General features: G+C 36.7%; 18 protein-coding genes. 3 read left to right on the forward strand and 15 right to left on the reverse strand.

The window, feature by feature from the left end; all coding sequences use genetic code 11:
• Window positions 1-114: 114 nt before the first annotated feature.
• The 5 genes from P176_RS19205 to P176_RS0109420 form a co-directional block, all read right to left on the reverse strand.
• Entirely contained in the window at window positions 115-3384 is a 3270-nt protein-coding gene (locus tag P176_RS19205; RefSeq protein ID WP_081820698.1) for a CHAT domain-containing protein, read from the reverse strand.
• Between the two features lie 20 nt (window positions 3385-3404).
• The gene (locus P176_RS0109405; protein WP_026754471.1) at window positions 3405-4145 is read right to left on the reverse strand and encodes a tol-pal system YbgF family protein; all 741 of its coding nucleotides are present in this window, start codon (window positions 4143-4145) and stop codon (window positions 3405-3407) included.
• Window positions 4142-4726: an RNA polymerase sigma factor gene (locus P176_RS0109410; RefSeq protein WP_026754472.1), complete on the reverse strand. Its 585-nt coding sequence runs from the start codon at window positions 4724-4726 to the stop codon at window positions 4142-4144. Before P176_RS0109410 ends, P176_RS0109405 begins: the two co-directional genes overlap by 4 nt.
• A 111-nt stretch (window positions 4727-4837) precedes the next feature.
• Window positions 4838-6010: a hypothetical protein gene (locus P176_RS0109415; protein WP_026754473.1), complete on the reverse strand. Its 1173-nt coding sequence runs from the start codon at window positions 6008-6010 to the stop codon at window positions 4838-4840.
• Window positions 6011-6074: 64 nt separating this feature from the next.
• The gene (locus tag P176_RS0109420) at window positions 6075-7037 is read right to left on the reverse strand and encodes an NAD-dependent epimerase/dehydratase family protein (RefSeq protein WP_026754474.1); all 963 of its coding nucleotides are present in this window, start codon (window positions 7035-7037) and stop codon (window positions 6075-6077) included.
• 132 nt (window positions 7038-7169) lie between these two features.
• Here P176_RS0109420 and P176_RS0109425 point away from each other — a divergent pair, with 132 nt between their 5' ends.
• On the forward strand, window positions 7170-7700 hold the full coding sequence (locus P176_RS0109425) for a hypothetical protein (protein WP_156033010.1): 531 nt from the start codon (window positions 7170-7172) through the stop codon (window positions 7698-7700).
• 546 nt (window positions 7701-8246) lie between these two features.
• On the opposite strand, the gene P176_RS0109435 is transcribed toward P176_RS0109425, so the two are convergent.
• Window positions 8247-9938: an ABC transporter ATP-binding protein gene (locus P176_RS0109435; protein ID WP_026754476.1), complete on the reverse strand. Its 1692-nt coding sequence runs from the start codon at window positions 9936-9938 to the stop codon at window positions 8247-8249.
• A 156-nt stretch (window positions 9939-10094) separates the two neighbouring features.
• Here P176_RS0109435 and P176_RS19210 point away from each other — a divergent pair, with 156 nt between their 5' ends.
• Window positions 10095-12497, forward strand: coding sequence for a GEVED domain-containing protein (locus P176_RS19210; RefSeq protein WP_037348875.1), 2403 nt, complete (start codon window positions 10095-10097; stop codon window positions 12495-12497).
• A 132-nt stretch (window positions 12498-12629) separates the two neighbouring features.
• Here the strand turns inward: P176_RS19210 and P176_RS0109445 are convergent, their stop codons facing one another.
• From P176_RS0109445 to hemF, 9 genes are all read right to left on the reverse strand, one after another.
• Window positions 12630-13343 (reverse strand): 3'-5' exonuclease, encoded by a 714-nt coding sequence (locus tag P176_RS0109445; protein WP_026754477.1) that lies wholly within the window; start codon window positions 13341-13343, stop codon window positions 12630-12632.
• Window positions 13344-13464: 121 nt separating this feature from the next.
• Window positions 13465-14619 (reverse strand): serine hydrolase, encoded by a 1155-nt coding sequence (locus tag P176_RS0109450; protein WP_026754478.1) that lies wholly within the window; start codon window positions 14617-14619, stop codon window positions 13465-13467.
• A gap of 372 nt (window positions 14620-14991) precedes the next feature.
• Window positions 14992-17859, reverse strand: a complete 2868-nt coding sequence (locus tag P176_RS0109455; protein ID WP_026754479.1) for a T9SS type B sorting domain-containing protein — start codon at window positions 17857-17859, stop codon at window positions 14992-14994.
• A gap of 178 nt (window positions 17860-18037) precedes the next feature.
• A complete protein-coding gene (locus P176_RS0109460) occupies window positions 18038-18532 on the reverse strand; it encodes a methylated-DNA--[protein]-cysteine S-methyltransferase (protein ID WP_026754480.1) in 495 nt (164 codons plus the stop codon).
• Window positions 18532-19698, reverse strand: a complete 1167-nt coding sequence (locus P176_RS19215; RefSeq protein WP_051605446.1) for a CNNM domain-containing protein — start codon at window positions 19696-19698, stop codon at window positions 18532-18534. The genes P176_RS0109460 and P176_RS19215 overlap by 1 nt, the downstream gene beginning before the upstream one ends.
• Before the next feature lie 77 nt (window positions 19699-19775).
• Entirely contained in the window at window positions 19776-20183 is a 408-nt protein-coding gene (locus P176_RS19220; RefSeq protein WP_037348878.1) for an Lrp/AsnC family transcriptional regulator, read from the reverse strand.
• Between the two features lie 115 nt (window positions 20184-20298).
• Window positions 20299-21291: a porphobilinogen synthase gene (hemB, locus tag P176_RS0109475; protein ID WP_026754481.1), complete on the reverse strand. Its 993-nt coding sequence runs from the start codon at window positions 21289-21291 to the stop codon at window positions 20299-20301.
• Window positions 21292-21414: 123 nt separating this feature from the next.
• Window positions 21415-22365 carry a DUF4421 family protein gene (locus tag P176_RS0109480; RefSeq protein ID WP_081820699.1) on the reverse strand — a complete coding sequence of 317 codons (951 nt, stop codon included), beginning with the start codon at window positions 22363-22365 and terminating at the stop codon, window positions 21415-21417.
• The gene (hemF, locus tag P176_RS0109485) at window positions 22356-23327 is read right to left on the reverse strand and encodes an oxygen-dependent coproporphyrinogen oxidase (protein WP_081820758.1); all 972 of its coding nucleotides are present in this window, start codon (window positions 23325-23327) and stop codon (window positions 22356-22358) included. The genes P176_RS0109480 and hemF overlap by 10 nt, the downstream gene beginning before the upstream one ends.
• A gap of 407 nt (window positions 23328-23734) precedes the next feature.
• Here hemF and P176_RS0109490 point away from each other — a divergent pair, with 407 nt between their 5' ends.
• Window positions 23735-24475 carry a hypothetical protein gene (locus P176_RS0109490; protein ID WP_026754484.1) on the forward strand — a complete coding sequence of 247 codons (741 nt, stop codon included), beginning with the start codon at window positions 23735-23737 and terminating at the stop codon, window positions 24473-24475.
• Window positions 24476-24660: the final 185 nt, after the last annotated feature.

Genomic DNA, 24660 nt, shown 5'->3' on the forward strand with positions numbered 1-24660 from the left:
ACATTTTACGAGTTTCACGTTGAATAGATACATTAATTTAAGGATTAATTTTAAGAGTGTTAATTCTAATTAAAGAAAGGGCTTTCGTTTCTGGAAGCCCTTTTGTTTTTACATTTATGAAAATACTTTAAGTGTTTTCTTTCTAGTAGTTCTTATTGTAACATATATAATGAATATGGCAATAAGAGACGCTAAGGCCCAAATCCAAATGGGCTGATACGTATTATTTAGTGCTATTGGTGAGGCATCACCAATGAGTACTAATCCTGCCCAATATTGAGGAGCTCGTGTTCGCCCTTTGGCAGTATTTAAATAATCTAGTTTTGCCTTTCTTAGAGCTTCGTCTTTAGGTAAGCCCTTTTTTAAATAGGTGTAAAAAAGCGCTATTATTTTAGTACTTGATTTTTCGTCGATTTTCCATAAGCTTGTTAAAATACTTTCGCTTCCTGCATAATTAAACGCATGGGCCAAAGAAATCATTCCTTCACCGGCTTGGTAGGTAGGTTTGCCTGTTTCGCACGCTGTTAGAATGGCTAAGTTAGAAGATAGATTTTGATTGTAGATTTCATAGGTAAACAGAGAGTTATCTTCAGTAGAAATAGAGTCTTTCACGTTTTTGGCGAAAATGAGTCGTGATAATTCTGGCGAAATATTATTAGTTTCTGCATGGGTACCAATATGTATGATTTTATGTTCTTTCGCATATCTTGTAAAGATCTGCTTTGATGCATCTTCATTGGTAAAGGATGTTCCATTGAAAACCGCAGAAGAATTTTGGGCCAAAGACTTACTAAATGGTTGTGGTAAAAGAGTGAGATAGGTTCGATCTAAAGTGATAGAATCCGTGATGGCGAGTTCATAATCTGATTTCATCTTAGAACTAAATTCTGGAGCAAACGCAATAAAATTATTTTCAAATCCAACGGTCTTACTAGTTCTGTCTGTGAGAAAAAGACTGTAATTATAAGAGATCGTATAGGTGTTGAGCAAGCAATTATCTCCAAGAGTTTCATAAGAGTTAACTTTTTTAGTCGTCAACATTTCAAAATTGAGATTAAAAAGTACTTGGTCTGGGATGATGGTCACTTTTGTTGATTTCACTTTGCCTTCTAAGGGTTTCCAAATACGGAGATACAGGTCATTTAAGGCTTCAAAATTTAATGGAGACATACCGTCCATATTCTGAGTGCTATTTATTTTATCAGCTAAGTTGTCGCTGTTTAATGGGATGAGCTCTATCTTTTGATCACTGATTATAAATGCGTAAAGTAAGTGATCAATGAATGTGTAGCGTATTAGAGTTCTATTTTTAAGATTGAGTGTATGAAGTTGCTCATGAACCGAGTTAGAGATGGAGGCATATTTTAAGTTGTAATATTTTTGGTGGTCTTTTTTTAAGGTTTTAGTAAAGTCATCCCATGCTTGACTTGCTTTGAAAAAGGAGTCTAGCGCATCATTTTCCAATAAGGAAGAGGATAGGGCGTTTTTTAAGCGATTTTCGGTCTCCAAGACTTCCTTGGGAATATTGGCATAGCTTATTGAGGATTTTGAGTTGAGCCTATTTCTAAGGCGATTGTAAAGTAAAGCTTCATGAAGCCCCAGTACCTTCTTTAAGTATTGCTCTGATTTTGTGATTTTGTAAAGTTCTAAAGCTAAATGCTTGGCGTATTCAAAAAGTTCGCTATTATCTGATAGCAAAACAGAAACCGTTTGATCATCTACAATAATCGATTTTTGTTTTTCAATAATGGCAATGGCAGTTTGGAGATCTTTTAACTGAGAGGCTAAGAATACGCTATCCTTTTCGCTTTCGAGTTGATTTTCAGATTTTACTTTGGTGAGTATGGCTAATGGTTTCTGACAATCTATAGCGAGTTGACTTAAATGGGTGTTTTTGGCAAAAGCGATATCATCTAATAAAGCTAATGCTGCTTTGCTTCGGTTCAATGCGTTCTGATAGTTTCCTATGGTGTATTCAATATGAGCAAGATTTAAAACCTGATCAAACTCTAAGAGTGTTTTTTGGCCTTGGTTTTTCGCGACATACTCGTAGGCCTTATTGGCCATATCGATTGCTTTTTCTGGATAGCCATTGTCTGCATAAAAATTTGAAGATGAGTTAATGAAATCTAGATAAACTTCATCATAATGTTCTCCTTGGGCTAATCTAAAATAGGTGTCTGCTTTTTGATAACAATCAAAAGCTTCTGCAATGTGATGTGTGTCTTTTTTGATAATGGCCTTGCTGTAATAAGCATCTGCTAGCCAATTAAAGTAGTTGCTGGGATTTGCTTTTAATTCTGAAATGCCCTGATCTATATAGCCTTCGGCCGCTTCATATTCTTTTAAGCTCAAATTAATCTGTCCTACTAAGATCTTTCCTTTTGAAATTTCTGGGCTATCGGGATTTAAATGTTTCCTTTTAAGGTTATAGGCGTAGACCATTAATTCCTTAGCCTTGTTGAAATCTCCTAAATCTTTGTAAAGACCACCATAGTTTTCTATGGCCTGAAAAAGAAATTCTTGCGTATTATCTCTTTTGACTTCTGGGATATCAGATTTTAAATAGCGGTCCATCAACGTCACTGTTTTTTGCATCATATTGATGGCGGTGTTCATGTCTCCTTTAATACTATAAATACCCGCCCTATTGTTATTTAAACTGGCGAGTCTATAATATTGGTTATAGGGAGTGGGTTCTAGACTTTTTAAAAATTTTTCTGCCTTGTTATAATAAAAAAGTGCGCTATCAATTTTAGAAGCATACCACATCATCCCGCCGAGGGAATTATTGACAATGTAAAGCTGTTCTTTATCGGTTTTAGGGTAGCTTTGATAAGATGCTAATGCTTTTTTATGGTAAGCTGTAGCTTCGGTAAGATTACCCATTCTCATGTGAAACACACCTAAATTATTATAGATAAGTCCAAATAGTTGTCCGTTTTTGTTTGACATCTGTTTGGTGTAATTTAGTGCTTGTAGATTGTATTGACTAGCGGTTTTAGAGTCTCCCAGAAACTCATAAAATGAGCCAACTTCAAGTTTTAATTGTCTTAATATTTCAGGTGTTGCCGTGAGGGAATGTAAACGTTTCTCAAAATCTAGGACCGCGTTTTCTGCGGTAGTTTTACCCTTTTGATTAAACTGGATCTTACCAATGTAATAGACGTAATCTGTAGCGTTTAAATAAGATTTTTGATCAATCAAAAATTGAAGATCTTTATTTAGTACGAGTTGGGCGCTATCTAATTTTTTTTCTAAAATTAACCGATCAAGAATTTGTAGTTTAGAGATGGCACTATTTTGAGAACCAGTATATTGAATACAGCAAAACATTAAAAGGAATGAAAGAGTTAGTCTAATGTGAATTCTTGATCCTTTCATAAACGGTATATATTAGAGCCTTAATCCTTTAGCTTTAAAAGAAGTTCTTTGCTGCTTTCCATGTCTGATTTTTCTAAATAAGCAATTGCTTTTTGTGTATTGTCTGCTTTCAAATAAGCCAACCCCAAATAATAATAAGCATCTTTATTTAAAGCAAAATCAGAGTGATTCGCTGCCTTTTCTAAAAAACTAATTGCCGCCTTTTCGTCATTATTGGCAAGATGCGCCACACCCAAAAAATAGTTTAATGTATCACTGTCTGGCTTTTGGAGTTTAAGCGTTTCCCATTTGTCTATGGCTGTTCTATAGTCTCCTTGTTTGTAGTTCACCATCGCATCATAAAAACTGAAGGTTTCAGCATCTGTATTGCTCATCACTGTAGGAAGACCAGGATCTGGTTCAAAGTAGTCTGCATATAAACGCTCGTTTGATGGATTATTAAACCACCAGAAGCTAGTTACGGCCAATAGGATTATAGCGGCGGCGGCAAATTTGCGCCAGTGTGCAAAACGCTGAGACTTCCCTTTTGTAACTTCTGGAGTATGGGCCAGGTCCTCATGAAATACATCTAAGCGCTCTTTGAGAGATTGGTTTTCAATACCCAGAAGGAGGATCTTAATGTCTTCGACATCACTCCTTAGTTGTGCGTTTTCTTGTAGCTGCAGTTCAAAATCCAGACGCTCATGTTGAGACATGCTGTTTTCTAAATAACGTTCTGTACGCTCAAGTAACTCTTGTGATATATGGTGTTCTTCTTTCAAAATTCTTTAGATTTAGGGGCTAAAATAGAGGCGCGTAATTTTTCCATACATCTGTATTTTTTATTTCGAACCGAAGTTTCCTCAATATCTAATTCTGAAGAAATTTCGCGCAAGGATTTTTTTTCAAAATAAAAAACCCTTAACAGATGCTTGCAAGGCTCTCCTAGATTTTTAAAGGCTTCCATAGTAAGATCTAATTTTTTAGTTTGTTCAGATTCGTCAATCTCATCCTCCTCTTGTTTCAAAAATTGTGTGCGCTCATTCGTTAAGGTCTGCGTGCTTTTAAAACGTTTTGAACGTAATACATCTAACCACTTATTTTTTGCTATACGGTATAAATATCCCTCTAATGCAGAATCATTTTCAGGTTCAAATTTATCTGTTTTTACATTGTTCCAAACCGCAATAAAGGCGTCTTGATAAATGTCTTTGGCATGGGCTTTAGAGCCACTGTTTTTTAAGACCATGAGTTCTACCTTAGGATAATTTGCGGTATAAAATTCTCTTAGTGCAATAGAGTCGTTGGCCTTAATGGCTTTAATAAGATGAAATTGATGCTGAATTTTGTATGCTTCCGTCATGTTAATAGCTTAGCATGAGAAAGATACTGTTTTTTCAATTTACTTCAAATAGTTCGGCTTTAAATCACAGTATTGAACCGATATGACATGTTATCTTTATAATTTTATAGTTTAATACTGATCTTCATATTCTAATTGTTCCCAATTCACCTCGTTAGTGGATGAATCAACATTTGGATTCCAATTGCCGTTATTAGCGCCTATGTATTGGTCATTAGTGCCTTTGTATACTTGATCATAGTAGCCATCGACTTGGTATTGATTTCCTCCTTGGTCTACCATGGTGTTGCGTTCCCAAATACCATTAATGGTTTTGGATTGTCCAGCATCGGTCATGGCATTTCGACGCTTCCAGCTATTGTAACTGTCATCTAATATAGAACTATTGACCTTGGCGTTATCTCTCATAATGCGACCTTGATTTTCAATAGCTGCCATGCGGTTATTATGTTCAATGTTACCTTGCTGTGTTTTTTGGGCCCAATATTGATTGTTGGTTTGTAGCCAGTTAGGATTTACCTGAATTTCTGATATCGCACGGATATAGTCTTTTTTAGCCTGCTCATAATACGGCTCAGGCGCGTCCAAAACATTAACCGTATAGCCCCAATCCATTCCACCAATAGCGGTATACTGGTTTGTGAAATAACGTATGATGATGATGGACTTATTACCTTCGTGATCTTCCCATTCTGTCGCTATACATTGAAACTGTTTGTTTTCTGGAGTAGACTTAAACATAGCATCGTTTCGCTGCTTATCGTCGTTCGCAATTTGAGGTAATTCGAATTGATTAGTAAGTTTAATGTTTTTTGGTGCTAAAAAAGGCTTAAATTCTTCATTTATGATCCGTTCTACAGATTTCGGAGGCTTGACTTCGCTACCTCTCTGTTGGGCATAAGCGTTCATTTGAGAGTTGTTGGAATAATAAAAAGATTTAAAAAGTTCGCCATAGACCTTAACGCCATTTGGCCCTTCAAAAAGAACATTCTTCTTTCTGTTATTTACTTCTTTCCAACTCTTTGGAATCGGCATAATTCCGTAGACCATCTTGAATTGACTGTTCATGATGGTATATGTCTTAAGTCCCGTTTCTGAAATAGGATTTTTTGAGTTTTGCAGTTCTGAAATGGGTGCTATGGAAGCTCCCTTGAGATCAATTGGCGTATTGATCTTTAAAGAATCTACAATCTTATGGGCTGCGTAAGGTGTTTGTTTTGAATCTTCTCCACAAGAGAAAATGAACAGGTTGATAAGTATCAAGAGGGTGTAGACTGTTTTCATTTGACCAATAGTTTATATGTTCTATTGGTTTATCGAAAACAATTCTAAAATGTCATCACTTTATTTATCTTTTTTTTGTGTCTTTATATTTTTCGCCCAATTGCGTAAGCATTTCTTTTGCGATGGCTTCTAAATCGAATGAGTGGCTCCAACCCCAATCGTTTCTAGCGGCAGAGTCGTCTATTGACTTTGGCCAGCTGTCTGCAATATCCTGTCTAAAATCTGGACGGTAAAACATCTTAAATTCAGGAATGTGTCTTTTTATAATTTCGGAAAGCATCTCTGGAGTAAAACTAATGGCCGCTAAATTATAAGAGGATCTTATTTTTACGGTGTCTGCTGGTGCTTGCATGATTTTTACGGTGGCATCTATAGCATCATCCATAAAAATCATAGGGAGTTCTGTATCTTTAGACAAGAAGCTCTCATAGCTTTGATCAAGTATGGCTTGATGAAAGATCTCCACAGCATAATCTGTAGTGCCTCCACCAGGCATCGTTTTCCAACTAATAATCCCTGGATAGCGTAAACTTCTGACGTCTACACCGTATTTATCATGATAGTATTCGCACCAGCGCTCCCCAACTTGTTTGGTAATGCCGTACACCGTAGAAGGCTCCATGGAGGTATGTTGAGGGGTGTCTGTTCTTGGTGTTGTGTCTCCAAAAACCGCTATACTTGATGGCCAAAACACGTGTTTTATAATTCCATCTTTGGCAAGATTAAGAACATGAAATAAGGAATTCATGTTTAAGTCCCAGGCTTTCATAGGATACTTCTCTCCAGTGGCGCTTAGCATGGCCGCTAATAAATAAATGGTATCTATTTTATGCTTATCTACACAGATTTTTACAGATGCATAATCTTGTGCATCTACAATTTCAAATAGTCCAGAATTAACAACTTCTGAATTTTGGTAGTTGATATCGCTTGCAATAACATTGTCTTTACCATAAAGGTCTCTTAATTTTATAGTGAGCTCTGAGCCTATTTGACCGCCGGCACCTATGATAAGAATTTTGGCCATATTATGTGTTTTAAATACTGCCCCAAAAGTAGTGAGAATATGCGCGCTTTGAAAAGGAGTGCGCCCTATTTTTTTGTTAAGGGCTTAAGGTATTTATTGGCATTGTCTATATTTACCGTAAATATTATAATCATGATGTCGGGCTTAAAAACGTTTGTAATTTTAATTGGTTTTCTTGTATTGACAGGGTGTAAAGATGAGGGATCACATCAAATAGAGGTAGAAACCCAAGAAGAAATTGATGCCAGAACTATTAGTCAAAAAGACGTAGAAGCTATTAAATACATCGATTATGAGTTAAGTGCCGATTCGCAAAAAGCGGTGAATGATTGGCAAAAATATAAAGATCTAAATACGCAAATTGACTTCTTAAAGCGCGCCGATCTCAGTTTTTTTGAAAAAGAACGAGAGCTGATGAGAACCTTTACCTCAGAGTTTAGATCAGAGATGCCAGTACGGTTAAACACTAAAGAGATTTCTGCCAGAATTACCGCGTTAGATACCAAATTGCGCAAGTTAAATAGTCTCATGCATTTGAGTACTAGTACAAAACAAGAGAAACTAAACGGTATCGAAGAACTTCTTATCGCCTTTAGAAACCTCAAACTTCAAATTAATAAGAAATTTGAATTTGAGAAAAATAACGTGTTGCGGCCAGAATAAATTAGCGGTAACAGATATTCCATAGTTTTTATTTCTTTCCTTCTTCTCCTTCTTCAAGTTTAGTCGTTAGCGATAACACGCTGTATAAATGGTGATTGTGGTCAGTATCCTTTTAAAGCGCATAAGAGGTTTTAAACATTTGTTATTTAGGAGGTTATCTTGTAAACATACTTTTCTCAAAATTGTAAGAAATATCTCTGAGTGTTAAAAAATAATGCATTTTATCGATTTTTAGTGTATTTCAACCGAAATACCGAAATGATGTTATATATTTGTTAAACCAAATTGAAAGAATAGAATGTTTAACAAAATGATTTTGCCCCGAATCTAAATTAGACATTAAAACAATGAACTTTTTTGCCCCAAATCTATTAAAAAGCTTAACCTACTTTTTTATTAACTCTCATAAACCCCAAGCTTATGAACTTTTTTGTCCCAAACTCTGCCAAAGAACCTACTTATTTTGAAAACAAGATGCTTTCTGGTTTTCATAACACGCTAAGTTTACTTAAAAGTATATTGGCGTTAACAAAAAAAGTATTCATGCTATAACCCTTTTGGGATAGCATGAATCAATTTTTTGGTATATGCTTCTTTAGGATGGTCATATATAGCATCGGCATCATCCATTTCTTCGATTTTGCCTTGATTCATTACAATCAATTGATCAGACATGTATTTCACCACAGCTAAATCGTGTGAAATAAATATGTAAGTAAATCCAAAATTAGTCTTTAGATCATTAAGTAGATTGAGTACTTGTGCTTGCACCGAAATGTCTAAAGCAGATACAGACTCATCGCATATAATTAATTCTGGCTCTAGAGCAATAGCCCTAGCAATGCCTATACGCTGTCTTTGTCCGCCAGAAAACTCATGCGGGTAACGGTCATAAACGCTTTGGTCCAGCCCTACTTTTTCTAATAAAGACAACACTTTTTCCTTTCTATCACTATTATTATCTCCAATACCATGTACTTTCATTGGCTCTAAAATAGCAGGGCCTACAGAAAGACGCGGATTTAAAGAGGCATAAGGATCTTGAAAGATCACTTGAATGTCTTTTCTGAGATAGCGTATTTTAGATTTTGAGAATGTGGTAATATCTGCTCCTTTGTAAAAAATTTGACCTGCGGTAGCTTTGTCTAGTTGTAAAATGGCGTTAGAAAGCGTTGATTTTCCACAGCCTGATTCGCCTACCAAACCTAAGGTCTCTCCTTTATATAATTTAAATGATACGTCGTTGACGGCTTTAAACCGTTCAGGCTTTGAGAACCAACCTGATCTTGAGCTATATTCTTTTTCGAGATGAACTACCTCGAGAAGCGGCGCTTGTTGGTAGAGTTTATCGTGATGTGCTTTGCGTTCTTCTGAAGAAACCGTACTTAAGTTGATGTTGTCTTTCATAAAGTCATCTATGGTAGGCAACTGTTGCAATCGCGTTTCCATAGAAGGCTTTGAATTGATAAGTGCTTTTGTATATAGATTTTTGGGCGACTTAAAAATTTGAGCAACTGGTCCTTGCTCTACTATTTCTCCTTTATACATCACCAAAATACGGTCTGCAATTTCTGAAACTAAAGACAAGTCATGGGAAATGAACATGATACTCATCCCTTCTTCTGCTTGCAGCTGTTTTAGTAACAGGATGATCTCTTTTTGAACAGTAACGTCCAATGCTGTTGTGGGCTCATCGGCGATTAATATTTTAGGTTTACAGGCAATTGCCATAGCAATCATGACACGTTGCTTTTGTCCGCCAGAAATTTCATGAGGATATACCTTGTAGACGCGATTTGGTAATGGCAATTTCACCTTTTCAAACAGGGAAAGCACTTCGGTTTTGGCGTCTGCTTTTGACATCTTAGTGTGTTGCAATAAGATTTCCAGAACTTGAGCGCCACAGGTCATTGACGGGTTGAGAGAGCTCATGGGTTCTTGAAAAATCATTGCAATTTCTTTGCCTCTTATGTCTTGAAACTGTTTGTTGTTTAGTTGGGTAAGGTCCTGAGCTTGAAATAAAATTTCCCCAGATGTAATTTTTGAGATGCCTTTTGGCAATAATCCTAAAACGGCTAAGGAAGATACCGATTTGCCCGAACCAGATTCTCCAACAATACCCAGAATCTCATTTCCGAAGAGATCATAAGACATATGATGTATGATTTCCTTTTCAGCACCTTCCGAAGAAAAAGCGATCGAGAGGTTTTTTACGTCTAACAATTTTGGTCTTTGCATAGCTAAATGTAGTCAATTTCTTCAAAAGGGATGTGGTAAAACCGTAACCAAAAAAATATTGAATGCAGGACAACTAAAACGTTATAGTTAATCGTATATATTAACATAATTTTAATACTTTCAGCAAAATTATTAATAGCAAAACAACTTTTTATCATGAAAAACACCTTTACATTATCAATCCTATTTTTGCTAGTGATGTCTTTTGGTTTCTCCCAAGAACGTCATTGTGCAACTATGGAAAACCTTGAGCAAAGAGCACAAAATGATCCTAATTTAGAGCAGCGAATGCAGGAGATTGAAATCTTTACACAGAACAAAATTCAAGAGATGCAATCCAGCAGGATTGATGGCAGTATTATTACCATCCCTGTCGTGGTACATGTGTTGTATAGAAACAGTACCGAAAACATCAGTTTGGCTCAAATTCAGTCTCAATTAGATGTTTTAAATGAAGATTTTAGACGTACCAATCCAGATGCAGATAACGTTTGGTCTCAAGCCGCAGATTCTGAAATTGAATTCTGCTTGGTTACTGTTGATCCTAACGGAAATGCCACTACAGGAGTTACCAGAAAATCAACTACCAGGCAAAATTGGGGTACTTCAGATGATATGAAACGCACGTCGACCGGAGGCGTTAATCCATGGGATACGAGCCAGTATCTTAATATGTGGATTGTACCACAAATGTTAAACCCGCAAGGCAATACCATTTTGGGCTATGCGCAATTTCCAGGAGGGAGCGCCGCTACAGATGGAGTGGTGATGGCTTACAATTACTTTGGTCGCGTGGGCAATGTATCTGCGCCATTTGATGGTGGGAGAACAACCACGCATGAAGTGGGTCACTTTTTCAACCTTCGTCATATTTGGGGTGATGCCAATTGTGGTAATGATTTTGTAAGTGATACCCCAACTCATCAAACTTCTAATGGAGGTTGCCCAATAGGTCAAGTCTCTTGTGGGTCTACAGATATGGTTCAAAATTATATGGATTATACCAATGACTCTTGTATGAACTTATTTACCACTGGTCAAAAAAATAGAATGCGTGCCGTTTTAGCAGCAGGAGGTGTAAGACGTAGTTTGGCATTGTCAGACAAATGTGGTGCAGTAGCACAACCAACCTGTAACGATGGTATTCAAAATGGAAATGAAACTGGTGTAGATTGTGGAGGTTCTTGTTCACCTTGCCAAACAGGAAACCAATATTGCAGTTCACAAGGTGATAGTGTGAATGATGAATACATTTCAAGAGTGCAGGTAGGTAGCATTAATAATGCTTCTGGCGCGCAATTGTATTCTAATTTTACAAGTGTTTCTACAGATTTGAGCAAAGGTTCAAGCTATACATTGACCATAACTCCAACCTGGACTGGTTCTACTTATTCTGAAGGTTATGCTGCATGGATAGATTATAACGATGATGGTGACTTTAATGATGCCGGAGAACAGATTTTCTCTAAAGCATCTTCTACAGCAACGCCCGCGAGCGGTACTTTTACAGTGCCTTCAAGTGTAGCAAATGGGGATAAACGTTTGCGAGTTTCTATGAAATATAATGGCGTACCAACGTCTTGTGAAACCTTTGGCTATGGAGAGGTAGAAGATTATACCGTAACTATTACAAAAGGTTCAACTACACCGCCATCAGGATGTACAGGAGCAATTTCATCCTTTCCTTATTCAGAAGATTTTGAAAGTAACTTTGGAGCTTGGACGCAAAGCACTGGTGACGATTTTAACTGGACGAGACAATCAGGAGCAACACCTTCTGGAAGTACAGGGCCAACTAGTGCTGCTGCAGGATCTCAATATATTTTTATGGAATCTTCAGCGCCCAACTATTCTACAAAGCGTGCGATTCTAAATTCGCCATGTTTTAATTTAACAGGCCAGAGTCAAGCGACCTTCAATTTTAAATATCATATGTATGGTGCAAATACTATGGGCAATTTGAAATTGGCAGTGAGCACCAATAATGGTTCGTCTTGGACGACCGTTTGGACGAGAACAGGAAATCAAGGTAATGCTTGGTTAGACGCTAGTGTAGATTTATCAGCCTATGCCAATGGCTCTATTCAATTGCGTTTTGACGGAACGACAGGAACGACATGGCAAGGTGATATGGCGGTTGATGCCATAAGTTTGACTAATGGATCTGCCGATAAATGTGCTGGAGTTCCTGCATATAATAGCAACCAAGCGTATAGTGTTGGTCAGCAAGTCACTTTTCAAGGATCACTTTACGAGCGCACCAGCACTGGATGGGTTAATTTGGGTGCTTGTGGTACTGCGAGATTAGAAGCAGGTGCTGTGGTAAGCGCTTTAGGCTTAGAGGTTAGCATTTATCCAAACCCCGTGAATTCAAGATTATTTGTGACTTCTAACAGTGAGAATCTTTCTTACACTATTATAAATATGCTAGGTCAGCAAGTGTCAAAAGGAGTATCAAGCGCTTATGGCGTAGATGTGTCTCAATTAGAAACGGGAATGTATTTTATTGAAGTTTTCAACGGTAACGAAAAAGTATCGAAGAAGTTTATCAAAGAGTAAACCCCATTCATTTTAAAACTGAAAAGACCCAAGCGTTATGTTTGGGTCTTTTTTATGGTTTTATCTGAAATGTGAAGCGGTGTTAGAGAAGTTACGATTTAAAGAATTTTGGATAAAAGGATAGGATTTGAACTATACGTGTATGATTTCATTATCATGTAAAAGCGCATCGCCTCGTAATCTTAAGAAAATCTGTGCCACAGCAATGGTATCTTTTTCGCAATAGACAATAATACGGTCTACTTCCTTTTCTTGATAATACACACGATAAACCTCACTACCATCAATATCATCTTTTGGGGACGGAATACCTAAAACATTAGTCAATAACTTTAACGAGGTGTAGGTTTTATAATCGCCAAACTTCCAAAGCTCTAAGGTATCTAGATGAGGAACTTCCCAAGGTTTCTTGCCAAAGAGATTTAGTTTGTATGGTAGTTCGATATGGTGAATGATCATTCGCCTTGCAATGTATGGAAAATCAAACTCCTTGCCATTGTGCGCGCAAAGCAAATGCCTGTTCTCGCTAAAATGGGTTGTAATCAAATTCTTGAAATCTTTCAGGATTTTAACTTCATCACCAAAGAAGGAGGTCACCCTAAATTTACGAACGTCACCTTCCATTTTAAAGTAGCCTACTGAAATGCATACAATTTTGCCAAATTCGGCCCAAATCCCAGCCCTATCGTAAAATTCTTCAGCAGTATATTCATCTCGTCTTTGGTATTGTGATTTGTGAGACCAAAGTTCTTGCTTGGTCGTATCCAACTCAGAGAAGTGTTCCGTTTCAGGAACCGTCTCAATATCGAGAAAAAGAATGTTTTCTAAGTTGAGTTTTGAGATCATGCGCAATTTTTAATTGACAAGTACACTTGGGTATAAGTAATTACATAAGAACAAATTACAAAAAAAAATTTAGTTCCGAAGCTATTATTTTTAGCTCTTGCGAAACTAAAGATTAGAAAATTTAATTGTTTTCTAACATCTTATAAGCTTCTTCAATATATACCGAAATGTCCTTGGTAAAAGCGCCAACTCCCTCATCTGGTGATTTGTGATGTCCTAATCTCACAATGATGATGTTGTCATTGGGCTCAACAATAACGTATTGACCGAGATGACCGCGCATCATAAAAAAATCTTTATCTCCTTGTCTGTCTAACCACCAGCCATAGCCGTATTCTGGACTATCAGGAAAGCGAGGCTTAATAGAGGTGGCAATAAAGGTAGAGTCTAGAAGTTGCTCACCATCCCATTGGCCATAATCTTTATAGAGTTTACCCATCCGTGCAAAATCTTTAGCATTACTAGCAATACAACAGTAGGCCTTGACCAGGTCGTGAGATTCGCTATCAACTTGCCAAAGTGTTGCATTTTCACTGCCTAGAGGCTTCCAAAAGCTCTCTTCTAGATAATCGTACATTTTTTTGCCAGTAGCTTTTTCTATAACCATGGCTAGCATTTGTGTATCTCCGCTAGCATATTTAAAACGTTGCCCGGGTTCATCAACAACTTCAAGCCCATTGATCACCTTGGCTAAATCATCGTCAAAATAAGCTCTTGTAGTTATAGATAATGGCGAATAATAAGCTTCATCCCAATTGGTGCCAGATGCCATGGAAGACAGATCTCCTACGGTCATTTTTGAGGCTTTATCTTCGCAAAACTCAGGCAAAAAATCACAAACGGGTTGGTCTAAATTTTTGATATGACCTTGCATGATGGCCTTGCCCAATAAGGCAGAGACATAGCTTTTTGCCATTGAAAAGGAGTTGGATCTGGAGTTTTCATCAAAACCGTCATAATAGCTTTCAAACCAAATGCTATCATTCTTGATGATGACATACGCAATGGTACCCCAATCTTTATTGACTTTTTGAAGTTTTTCTGTGGCCTCGACGCTGTTGTAATTTGTGTGATTTGGCCAAGGTTGTGCTGAGCCGGCTTCAATGGGTTGGTTGTCAAATTCTTTATAATCTTCTAAATAGGCTGTAGAGTGGCCTTTGAGATAAATAGTTCTTACAGCTTTGATAAGGTAATCGGTGTCTGTGATGTATAATATGGCAATGGTTAATGCAAAGAAAACAATTAAAAACTTTATAAGGCTTTTCAAGAATTTCATACTTTATTTATTTGATTTTAAAAATTTGAACTTGTTTTTACAAAACTGTTTAACGGCAACATAATAGTTTCATTAAATGTAGCCGGTTATATTCTTTTCTTTGTCAACTAGAAATACGGTTTTCAGGACATTTATTTTTATTTAAATGTTCTTTTTGATGTCCAAAATTTCAGATCCTGTAAATATAAACTTTTCATAGCAAGTTGTTTTCGATGATTTGCGATATCGGGACTCAACTACCAAGGCATAAATAAACAAGAAATAAAACTTGATTATTTTAAGATGGAATGTGTTCATTTATTCGTTTTCAGTTAAACAGTAAAATTCAATAAAAACCCACTAGCCAATTTTGAATTTTTTGGTTCCTAAAAATTACCGTTTTAAAGTAAAATGGGAACGAAAAATTCGCATTGTGCCGTCCGATGGTTTGTTATATTCGACGGAAAACCAGTAATCACTTACAGGCATTTTATTTCCATTATACATGCCATCCCAACCGTTTTCAAAGGCACTCAATTCCTTTAATAATTTACCGTAACGATCAAATATGTATATTTTAGCGTTTGGTAAATCTGCTATATTTCGAATATTCCATCTGTCGTTTTTATCGTCATCGTTTGGTGTAAAAAACAAGGGGTAATCTATAATACTTTTTGCGACCATTAATAGGTTACAATTATACAAATCCCTAACATAAATGATTTGCTCCCCACCAGATACGTTTTCAAAAATGGAACTTGATTGCCATACTCCATTTTCTAGGCGATATTCATAATCTCCGTTTCCTATGACTGATACTTCTAAAATAGTATTATCTAAAAAAAGACCACTAGTTTGTTCAACCATAATACTTTCGGGAGGATAAGAATCAACAACCATTGTACTTTTGGAAAAGACGCAATTTGTATCTTTATCTGTTATTAAAACGGTATAGTTACCAGCCTCCATTGGATAGTACGAGGCACTCATCTCTCCAGAAATTAAGAAGGAATTAGGATTGTTTAGCACCTCTTGTTCTGTGCCATTATACCATTGAAAATCGTATTCAGAACTACTTAGCTGAGTATCTATTGGAGGTTTTGGTAAAAACGTATTAGTTGTTGCAGGTACTACCATATCGTTATTAGACAAGCAAATAACATACTCATCTGCAATGTATATATCTGATAAAGAATTCACACTAATAATTAAAGGAATCACATGGAAACAATCGGTTGTAGTAGCATCTAAAGGAACTACTCTAATATATATGGTTTCAGAACCACTGATTGTGTTAGTGTATGAATTAGGATCTGTAATTTCGTTAGTTTGTAATCCTTCTTCAGCATCAGATAATGAAGTGAAGTATGAATAGTCATAATCGGTGAGTTCAGAAATTAAACTATTTGCTTCTGTAAGATTAAATATGGTAAATCCATCTTGATTTTGATCTATATCACATTCTTGAAGAGCAATCGTGTTAATATTGTTAGGTAATTCATAAACCGTAATCTCAAAATCAGTAACGATATAACAAGAATCGGCTCCAGAATTTTGTATTCGCATCCAAATTGTGGAAGTTCCGCTCTCATAATTTGCAATATTTGGTATAGGATTTAAAAAATTATTAGCATCATTTTCAGAAATGTGATAGCTAATGTCGTAGCCAGCCTGATTTTGGAGTACAACGGACGTATTTTGACTTAAATCAAATGAATCGACACCAACACTATCTGCACAGCCAAATAAATCTATTGGCTCGGTATATTCAAAATTTCCTAGAATAATTGATATGGGTTGGCTCTGCGTACAATCGGCCAAGGACTCAACGAGAAGCCGATAATCGTCGCTTGCAGGTAATCCTAGCGGCAAGGATAAGGTGATAGTGGTATCACTATTTGTAACTACATTTTCCAAAGTTATACTATTTTCAAAACTACCACTTGAATCACTAAGTATTACCGCAAAATTCGTATTAGGATCGAAGATGCCAGTAAGTTCAAAGCTTAAAGTGAAATCTTCAGTACTACAAAGTTCTATAGATGGGTTTGGGGCGGTGATATTTATGCTTTTTAATACATCATCATATACAGATACAAAGATCTGACCGTTAGATGCATAAGCAGTTACAACATCATTATATGCCGTGTTTCTGTCAATATTATGGCTATCCCCATTGGCAATAACAATCGGAGCGTTAAACGTATCTCCTTGATTAAAGCTTACGCTCATAACCAATTCACCATTAAGATTCTGATACCCATCAATTATCGTTCCTTGACTATCAGCAAAAAGAGTGCGTGCATTAAACGTAAGATCGTTACTGCCAAATGTTATCTGAGAGACCGAACCGTCCGCGACATCAATTTTATATCCATCAGAACCACTTCCTGCGACAAATATGAATGTGCCACAGGGTCCATCGCTTAAAGTATAGCTTGAATAGTACACATTATTTAAAGAACTCAAATCTATTTGTGTAAAATTATCACCATTATCTATACTTTTAAATAAATCTAATGATGGATTATCTCTTGGAGCATAAATAGTTCCATTTAGGTCGGTAAGAATATCTGAATACGCAAAATTTGGTAAGTTTATATTAGAAAAAGAACCAATACCATTATCCGTATTAACATAAATATTTTCTCCTGATCTATCCGAAATATAAATATTAGACCCGTAAGTAGCGATGTGCACCGTTTCTATTAACTCAATTGCGACTTCTGAAGGATCTGCAGTACCAACTGTTATTTCTGGCGAGAAAGTAACGCCTTGATCTTCACTTTTACTAAGCTTTATATTATTGTTTTCAACCCAAGAAACAAAAATATATCCTTGGGAACTAACTGCGATTTCAGGTTCGCTGCTATACGGTGTTACTGAAATACTTGGGAGAAAACTTGCGCCTCTGTTGGTGCTTTTTGCAACCCGTGTGCCTTCGCTACCTGTAAAAACCACATAAATATTTCCAGAGTTATCAATTGCAATATTTCTGCTAGTATTAGCTTTACCTATATTGTTGTTAATGCCAACATCACTTACCGAAATATTGGTGTATAATGGGTTTTGCGAAAACATGCTACCATAAAATACAAAGGCTAAGATATAGATTTTAGCATTGCGTTTCTTTTTGCTGTATTTTGGAATAGTTAATTTAAATTTTTGCTGGATAAGACTAAAATTTAAAAGCGTTCTAATTTTGCCTGAGTAGTAAAATTTAGATTTATTAAAAAGGTCTTTATTTTTGTTTTGGGACATTTTAATTGATTTGATTGGCAGCGTATAACTTAATATTCAATTATTGGATAAATCCAGAAAATTAAGATATTATTTTTAGGCTTCCAATTGAAAATCAATGTTTTTACATCATCAAAATATGTTATAAATTGATGAATTCTCAATGTGTGCTCACTTTAATTGTAAGTCAAACTTTACATCAAAATAGAGACTGCTGTTTGTAAGGGTTTTCATGCTCCAATAACCATTTTTTTCGATGGAGACCACCAGCATAGCCGGTTAAACTTCCGTCACTGCCTATCACCCGATGACAGGGCGTAATAATCCATATCGGATTTTTAGCGTTGGCATTAGCTACAGCTCTAATGGCCTTTGGATCTCCTAGTCGTTTGGAAAGTTCAAGGTAGGAACAGGTTTTTCCAAATGGAATTTGTGCGAGTTCAAGCCATACAGATTTTTGAAAATCGGTGCCTTGAGGGTTTAATTTTAAATCAAAAGTGTTACGAACACCTTCAAAATATTCCTGAAGTTGTATTACGGTATCTTCTAATACGGCTGGAATAACATCTGTTTCTTTTTCTAATTTTTTATCTTCTGAAAGGTCTAAATTTAATAAGGTGACTTCAGTAATGCCATCATCGTTACCACTAATTTTGGAATAGCCTAATGGTGTTTTGATGATACAGGTTTCCATTACTTTTGATTCTTAGGATCTTTATCATCAGGCGATTTTTCAACTTTTCCTTTTTCCGAAGGAATTGCATCAATGATCCCCAGCTTTCTAGCTCTAGACTCCCAGCTTTTTCTTGCCATGTGTTGAAGATCTGAAACGTTATCGCTTTCATCCATAATTTCCATTCCCAGAAGCGTTTCTATAACATCTTCCATGGTGACCAAGCCACTAACAGATCCATACTCGTCAACCACTAAGGCCATATGATTTCTGGTTTCTACAAGTTGATCAAACAGCGAAGGGATGGGCATTTCGCGATCAACAACAATGATATGTCTCTTAATTTCTGAGAGCTTTTTGTCGCCGTTATCCAAAGCCATTTCCTTAAAGACTTCGTCTTTTAAAACAAGTCCTTTAATTTCATCGGCATCGCCAGCATAAATAGGAATTCTTGAAAATCGAAGATTCATATTCTTATTAAAAAAATCTTGTACGGTAGTGTTCTCATCTTCGGCCTTCATCACCGTTCTTGGTGTCATAACGTCTTTTGCAAATACTTCCTTAAAGTTAAGGAGGTTTCTTATGATTTTGCTTTCATTTTCTTGAAACACACCTTCCTCTTCGGCCATGTCTGCCATGACCAAAAACCCTTCTCTACTTAAAATACTACCGTGAGCACTACCGCCAATTAGTTTTGTGGTGAGCTGCAAAAGCCAAAGGAGGCCGGTAATTCTTAAAGGAAAAATTAAAATTCTTAACGCTTTGGTGGTAAAGTTAGCGAGTTGTTTCCAGTAGGTGGCACCAATGGTTTTTGGGATGATTTCCGAAGCAACTAGAATTAAAATAGTCATTATTGTTGAGACCACACCAACCATGATATCTACTGTAAAGTCAAAACCGAGAACAGTGGTTTGCTCAGTTCCATAGATTTCAGCATAGGCCACTTTAGCTTGTACACCAACCAAAATGGCACCAACGGTATGCGCAATAGTGTTGAGGGTTAGGATAGCTATTAACGGCCGATCAACGTCCTTTTTAAGCACTTCCAATTCTAGCGCGTAGTGTTTGCCTTCTTGTTTCTTTACCTTGATGAAGGTAGGTGTTACGCTTAATAATACCGCTTCTAAAATAGAGCATAGAAACGAGAAAAAGATTGAAACGCAAGCGTATAGTATAAGTAAGCCCATGGATTTGTGTTTGATGGCTAAGTTAATAATATTATTAGGTTCTCCCTTGAGCAGTGTTGCAACAATAAGATAAAGTTTTAGCTCTCTAGAATAATACTGGTATTTGGAACGCCGTATTGTGACACGCGCTCTATAAAGGTGATCAATTCTTTATTATTTTTAAAAAAAGCAAGAATACACAAGCTGTCATAACCCGTAATACGATCGCAGCGCTGCACTTCCTTTAAATGTACAATTTGATTATAGGCTGTTTTGACGGTGCTTGATTGGTGAATCTTCAAATTGATATAGGCTCTCGTATTAATGCCGAGCTTATCGTGATTCAGTTTTAAAGAATAGCCTTTAATGATGCCTTTGTCCTCTAGGTTTTTTACGCGTTTTCCTATGGCTGGGGCCGATAAATCAACCGATTTTCCTATAGCAGCAAACGACTCTCGTGCGTTTTTACGCAGCAGTTCTATAATTTTAAAATCAATGTCATCCATTTGAATCAAAAATAAAGTATAACTATATCTAATTAAACGAAATTAAATATAGTTATTTTATTTTGAATCGTAATCAGAATATTGCTAAGAAAGAATACTATAATAGTTCAAATAATTAGGAATTGAGTAACATTGCCACGTCTTTAGCAAAGTAGGATGCTATAATATTTGCACCGGCACGTTTGATTGCTGTAACCTGTTCTAGCATGACGGCGTCATGGTTAAGCCATCCACGTTCTGCGGCAGCTTTTAACATGGCATACTCTCCGGATACTTGGTAAACAGCTACAGGAACATCAACCACCTCTTTAATATCACGAACAATATCCAAATAGCATAAACCTGGTTTTACCATGACGATATCTGCGCCCTCATCAATGTCCATTTGAGTTTCCTTTATGGCCTCAAGTCGGTTGGCATAATCCATTTGATAAGTGTTTTTATTTTTAGGAATATTTTGAACGTCGGCTGGAGCAGAATCTAGGGCATCCCTAAACGGTCCATAAAATGAAGAAGCGTATTTGGCAGAGTAGCTCATAATACCAGTATCTGTAAATCCGTTACTTTCCAAAATTTCTCTAATGGTTAAAACACGCCCATCCATCATATCGCTTGGTGCAACAAAATCGGCTCCAGACTGTGCATGAGATAAGCTCATTTCAGCTAAAACAGTTGCGGTAGTATCATTTATGATTTTTCCGTTTTCAATAACGCCGTCATGACCATACATGGAGTAGGGGTCTAGTGCAACATCTGTCATCACCAGCATGTCAGGGCAAGCATTCTTAACGGTCTTTATGGCTCGTTGCATAAGTCCGTTAGGGTTTAAAGCCTCTTTTCCTTGGTTATCCTTGAGCTCATCTGGCACTTTAACAAATAGAAGTACAGATTTTAAACCTAGCTTCCAAAGTGTTTTGACTTCGGCTTCTAGTAAATCTAAACTTAAGCGAAAGTAGTTGGGCATGGAGGCAATTTCCTCTTTGACGTTTTTGCCCTCAACAACAAACAGAGGCACCAAAAAATCATTTGGAGAAATTAGGGTCTCTCTTACTAAATGTCTTAAGGCATCGTTAGTTCTTAACCTACGGTTTCTTCTCAATGGAAACATAAATCTATCGTTTTTGTTGTAATCACAAAGTTAAGGGTTATGTTGCATTTCTTGATAAGAATAGCTTAAATATAAAGGCTAATGAGTAGGAAAGTTGAGGGCTTTATGAGAACTATTGAATTTTTATAGCCCGAGCTTGTTATTGATAGCATCGGCCAATCTTTCTAAAGATTTAGGAGCCTTAAAGCGGTAACCGATATACAATTCTGCAAATAATAGCTCATCACTCAACATGGTAGAAGAATCAATATCATGTTCGAATATGGATGCATTGGCAGTCAATCCCCCAAAAAAGGTATTGGAGTTGTAGCTAAAGACCAACCTAGCGGTACTTTCGATAAGCAACGATGTGATATCTACTTCACCAAGCCCTTTAGTTATATTTATACCCGCTCCAGCAGTAAGACCTCCTGAGATTAAAACAGTCTCAGTAATTGCCCAATTGTAATAATAACCAGGGGACAGCGCGACGTTAATGGTGTAAGCTTTGTCAGATTCATTCAATTCTTGTAACCTGTATTTTGTATAATAATAGGCCAATCTTGGGATAAAACTTCCTGCGCTTCGGGTCTGCCATTCATTTTGTGCACCAATAGCCCTAAAAGAAAAATTTCTGTTAAAAATAAAAGAGGTTCTGCCTCCAATCTTTAAGGTTTCTAAGCCTTTTAAATAATTCGATTGATCACCGATTGACACGGTAAATCCCTTTTGTTTATAGTAATCAAGATTTTGCATCCAACGCCCAAAAAACATTCTAAAGTTTAAATTGAAGAATTTGGAATCGGCATTATCTTTATTCTCCGCTAAAAAATTCGGAGAAAAACTGTAGGCAATTTCTAGACTTCGATAACCAATCGAAGCACCAAGATAATCCCGACTATTTGGGATAAAAACAGTTTCTAAACCTTGATCATCCTCAAAATAGAAATCGTTTGAAGTATTTATTAAAAAGAGACGTGTAGTTATTTTATTTTCAAATTGACGAATGTAAGTATTTGTGTTTGGCTGATTTTCTTGAGACCAAACGGTGTTAACAGAAAGCAATATTAAAACTATGGAGCTTCTCAGACCCATGCTACAGGATGTTTTAGTACTTGTAATAATTTTTCCTCTTCACTGCCAGGTTCTGGGCGGTGATCATAAACCCATTGCACGTGAGGAGGAAGGCTCATTAAAATACTTTCGATGCGGCCATTTGTCTTTAGGCCAAAAAGGGTGCCTTTGTCATGTACAAGGTTGAACTCTACATAGCGGCCACGGCGTATTTCTTGCCAATCTCTTTGTGCTTTAGTATAAGATAAATCTTTGCGTTTTTCTACAATTGGTACGTAGGCATCTAGGAAACTGTCTCCAACTTCGGTAACGAAGTTATACCAATCTTGCATTCCCATTTTTGGGGTGGTCTTGCAGTAATCAAAAAACAACCCTCCTATGCCTCGTCCTTCATTACGATGGGCATTGTAGAAATAGTGATCACATTTTTCCTTGTAGTGTTTGTAAAAATCACCATCATGGAGATCACAGGCTGTTTTACATACTTGATGAAAATGTTTGGCATCTGCTTCAAAGAGGTAATAAGGTGTTAAATCCTGTCCGCCACCAAACCATTGGTCTACAATCTTCCCATCTTGATCATACATTTCAAAATAGCGCCAATTGGCATGTACAGTGGGCACCATTGGGTTTGTTGGATGAAGCACCAAGCTCAATCCGCAGGCAAAAAACTGCGCATCGGTAACACCAAAATAGGCTTGCATACTTTCTGGTAAAGCGCCGTGAACAGCAGAAATATTGACGCCTCCCTTTTCAAAAACGGTACCATTTTCTATAACACGAGATTTGCCTCCACCACCTTCTGGTCTTTCCCAAACATCTTCTTTGAAATTTGCCTTGCCGTCAACCTGCTCTAGTTTTGAAGTAATGGTTTGTTGCAGCTTTTGGATGTAATCGAAGAACTGATCTTTGACTAAAACATCTGCTTTAAAATTAGATGTTGTTTGATTTTCTTCTGAATGCTTATAGGATGGTCTCGACATGCTTAAATTATTGAATACGTAATCACCTTGAGAACAGTAACTTTTATTAGTTTCTGTGACAGATTGTAAAAACATAAAAATAAGAAGAAAAGCCAAACTATCATCTTTAGGTGGAATGATGTTACATCGAGGCAAAATTAGTTTGTCATCAACACGCGATAAGATTGGAATGCAATCCAAGCATCTAAAAGCAGTTTGAAGCCTAAAGCTGACTTTTTCCTTGACCGACATTTTGAGCAAAGGATAGTTTTTGTTTTAAAATATACCTGAATGTGATGGTGTTTTCTTTTTCAATTCACGAATTCTAAACCATCCTCTACGAATTCTAAAACCGTCTAAATTTAGGGTCATGCGCGCTATATCTTTGAGTAAACAAAGTATAATAGTAACTCTTAAAACAAAATATCATGACGACTTTAAATCACACTCAAGTAAAAAACGAAAACCCAATCACGATGTCAAAAATCGTAAAAAGCTGCCTGGCCATTGCCATACTCTTAATGGCTTCAAATGTATTTGCACAAGAAGTTGAATTTGATGTATACACCAATTCAGCCACAAAAGCATCTCAGTATTTATTGGCCGATGATGTGGCCATGCGAGATTGCGCCTCGGTACAATGTGAACAATTAGCTACCATAGGTATTGGCACCAACGTTAGGCTCTTAGCAAAAAGTGAGAGCGCACAAACCATCAACGGCGTTAAAAGCAGATGGTATAAAATTAAAATGGGACCACAGGTTGGCTGGATCTGGGGCGGACTCATCTCACAGAAAACGATGGTGAGCCAAGTAAACCCAGAAGTTAAATTTGTATTTGGTGAAGCAGGGATGGACTATAAAGGTTACAAGCGTTTCCAAATTAGAGCAGTAAAGAATGGCGAAGAAATTGATAAGATTTTTGTGAAATGTGACAGTTTGAACCACTCAAGAGTATCTTTATTAGAAGCCGAAAGTGGTCAAGATGGGGTTGAGGTCATTAGCCTGGGTATTGGTGAAGACGAAAGCTGCGATGTGACTACAAATGCCAAATATGTCATGTTCAAAAACAATAAGTTAGAACAGATCTCCAGCTTATTGACCGCGACTACACCAGAATTTGAAAAAGCAAACTATGCCTACAATTGTGGTTTTGATGACCAAGATTAATTGTTGTTGATTATTGGTTGAAGCGCTGCGTTTCTTTTGAAATGCGGCGCTTTTTCATGGTTTGCTAAAATTCTGAATACTTCTGCACATAAAAATCCCGTTCAAAATTGTAAGTTGCATAGCCTATAAATGATAGCATTGTAAAGTGAACAAGTGTAGGCTCAAGATCAAAATTTAAATACAAG

Origin of the sequence: Sediminibacter sp. Hel_I_10, from assembly GCF_000688335.1 — a bacterium.
In the GTDB taxonomy this organism is placed as follows: Bacteria; Bacteroidota; Bacteroidia; order Flavobacteriales; family Flavobacteriaceae; genus Psychroserpens.

Excerpts from the sequence above, each read along its gene's own strand:
- P176_RS0109415 (WP_026754473.1), bottom strand. The coding sequence starts at position 6,010 with ATGAAAACAGTCTACACCCTCTTGATACTTATCAACCTGTTCATTTTC.
- P176_RS0109455 (WP_026754479.1), bottom strand. The coding sequence starts at position 17,859 with ATGTCCCAAAACAAAAATAAAGACCTTTTTAATAAATCTAAATTTTAC.
- P176_RS0109450 (WP_026754478.1), bottom strand. The coding sequence starts at position 14,619 with ATGAAATTCTTGAAAAGCCTTATAAAGTTTTTAATTGTTTTCTTTGCA.
- P176_RS0109460 (WP_026754480.1), bottom strand. The coding sequence starts at position 18,532 with ATGGAAACCTGTATCATCAAAACACCATTAGGCTATTCCAAAATTAGT.
- P176_RS19220 (WP_037348878.1), bottom strand. The coding sequence starts at position 20,183 with ATGGATGACATTGATTTTAAAATTATAGAACTGCTGCGTAAAAACGCA.
- P176_RS0109490 (WP_026754484.1), top strand. The coding sequence starts at position 23,735 with ATGACGACTTTAAATCACACTCAAGTAAAAAACGAAAACCCAATCACG.
- P176_RS19205 (WP_081820698.1), bottom strand. The coding sequence starts at position 3,384 with ATGAAAGGATCAAGAATTCACATTAGACTAACTCTTTCATTCCTTTTA.
- P176_RS19210 (WP_037348875.1), top strand. The coding sequence starts at position 10,095 with ATGAAAAACACCTTTACATTATCAATCCTATTTTTGCTAGTGATGTCT.
- P176_RS19215 (WP_051605446.1), bottom strand. The coding sequence starts at position 19,698 with ATGGGCTTACTTATACTATACGCTTGCGTTTCAATCTTTTTCTCGTTT.
- P176_RS0109420 (WP_026754474.1), bottom strand. The coding sequence starts at position 7,037 with ATGGCCAAAATTCTTATCATAGGTGCCGGCGGTCAAATAGGCTCAGAG.
- P176_RS0109410 (WP_026754472.1), bottom strand. The coding sequence starts at position 4,726 with ATGACGGAAGCATACAAAATTCAGCATCAATTTCATCTTATTAAAGCC.
- P176_RS0109480 (WP_081820699.1), bottom strand. The coding sequence starts at position 22,365 with ATGGGTCTGAGAAGCTCCATAGTTTTAATATTGCTTTCTGTTAACACC.
- P176_RS0109435 (WP_026754476.1), bottom strand. The coding sequence starts at position 9,938 with ATGCAAAGACCAAAATTGTTAGACGTAAAAAACCTCTCGATCGCTTTT.
- P176_RS0109445 (WP_026754477.1), bottom strand. The coding sequence starts at position 13,343 with ATGATCTCAAAACTCAACTTAGAAAACATTCTTTTTCTCGATATTGAG.
- hemF (WP_081820758.1), bottom strand. The coding sequence starts at position 23,327 with ATGTCGAGACCATCCTATAAGCATTCAGAAGAAAATCAAACAACATCT.
- P176_RS0109425 (WP_156033010.1), top strand. The coding sequence starts at position 7,170 with ATGATGTCGGGCTTAAAAACGTTTGTAATTTTAATTGGTTTTCTTGTA.
- hemB (WP_026754481.1), bottom strand. The coding sequence starts at position 21,291 with ATGTTTCCATTGAGAAGAAACCGTAGGTTAAGAACTAACGATGCCTTA.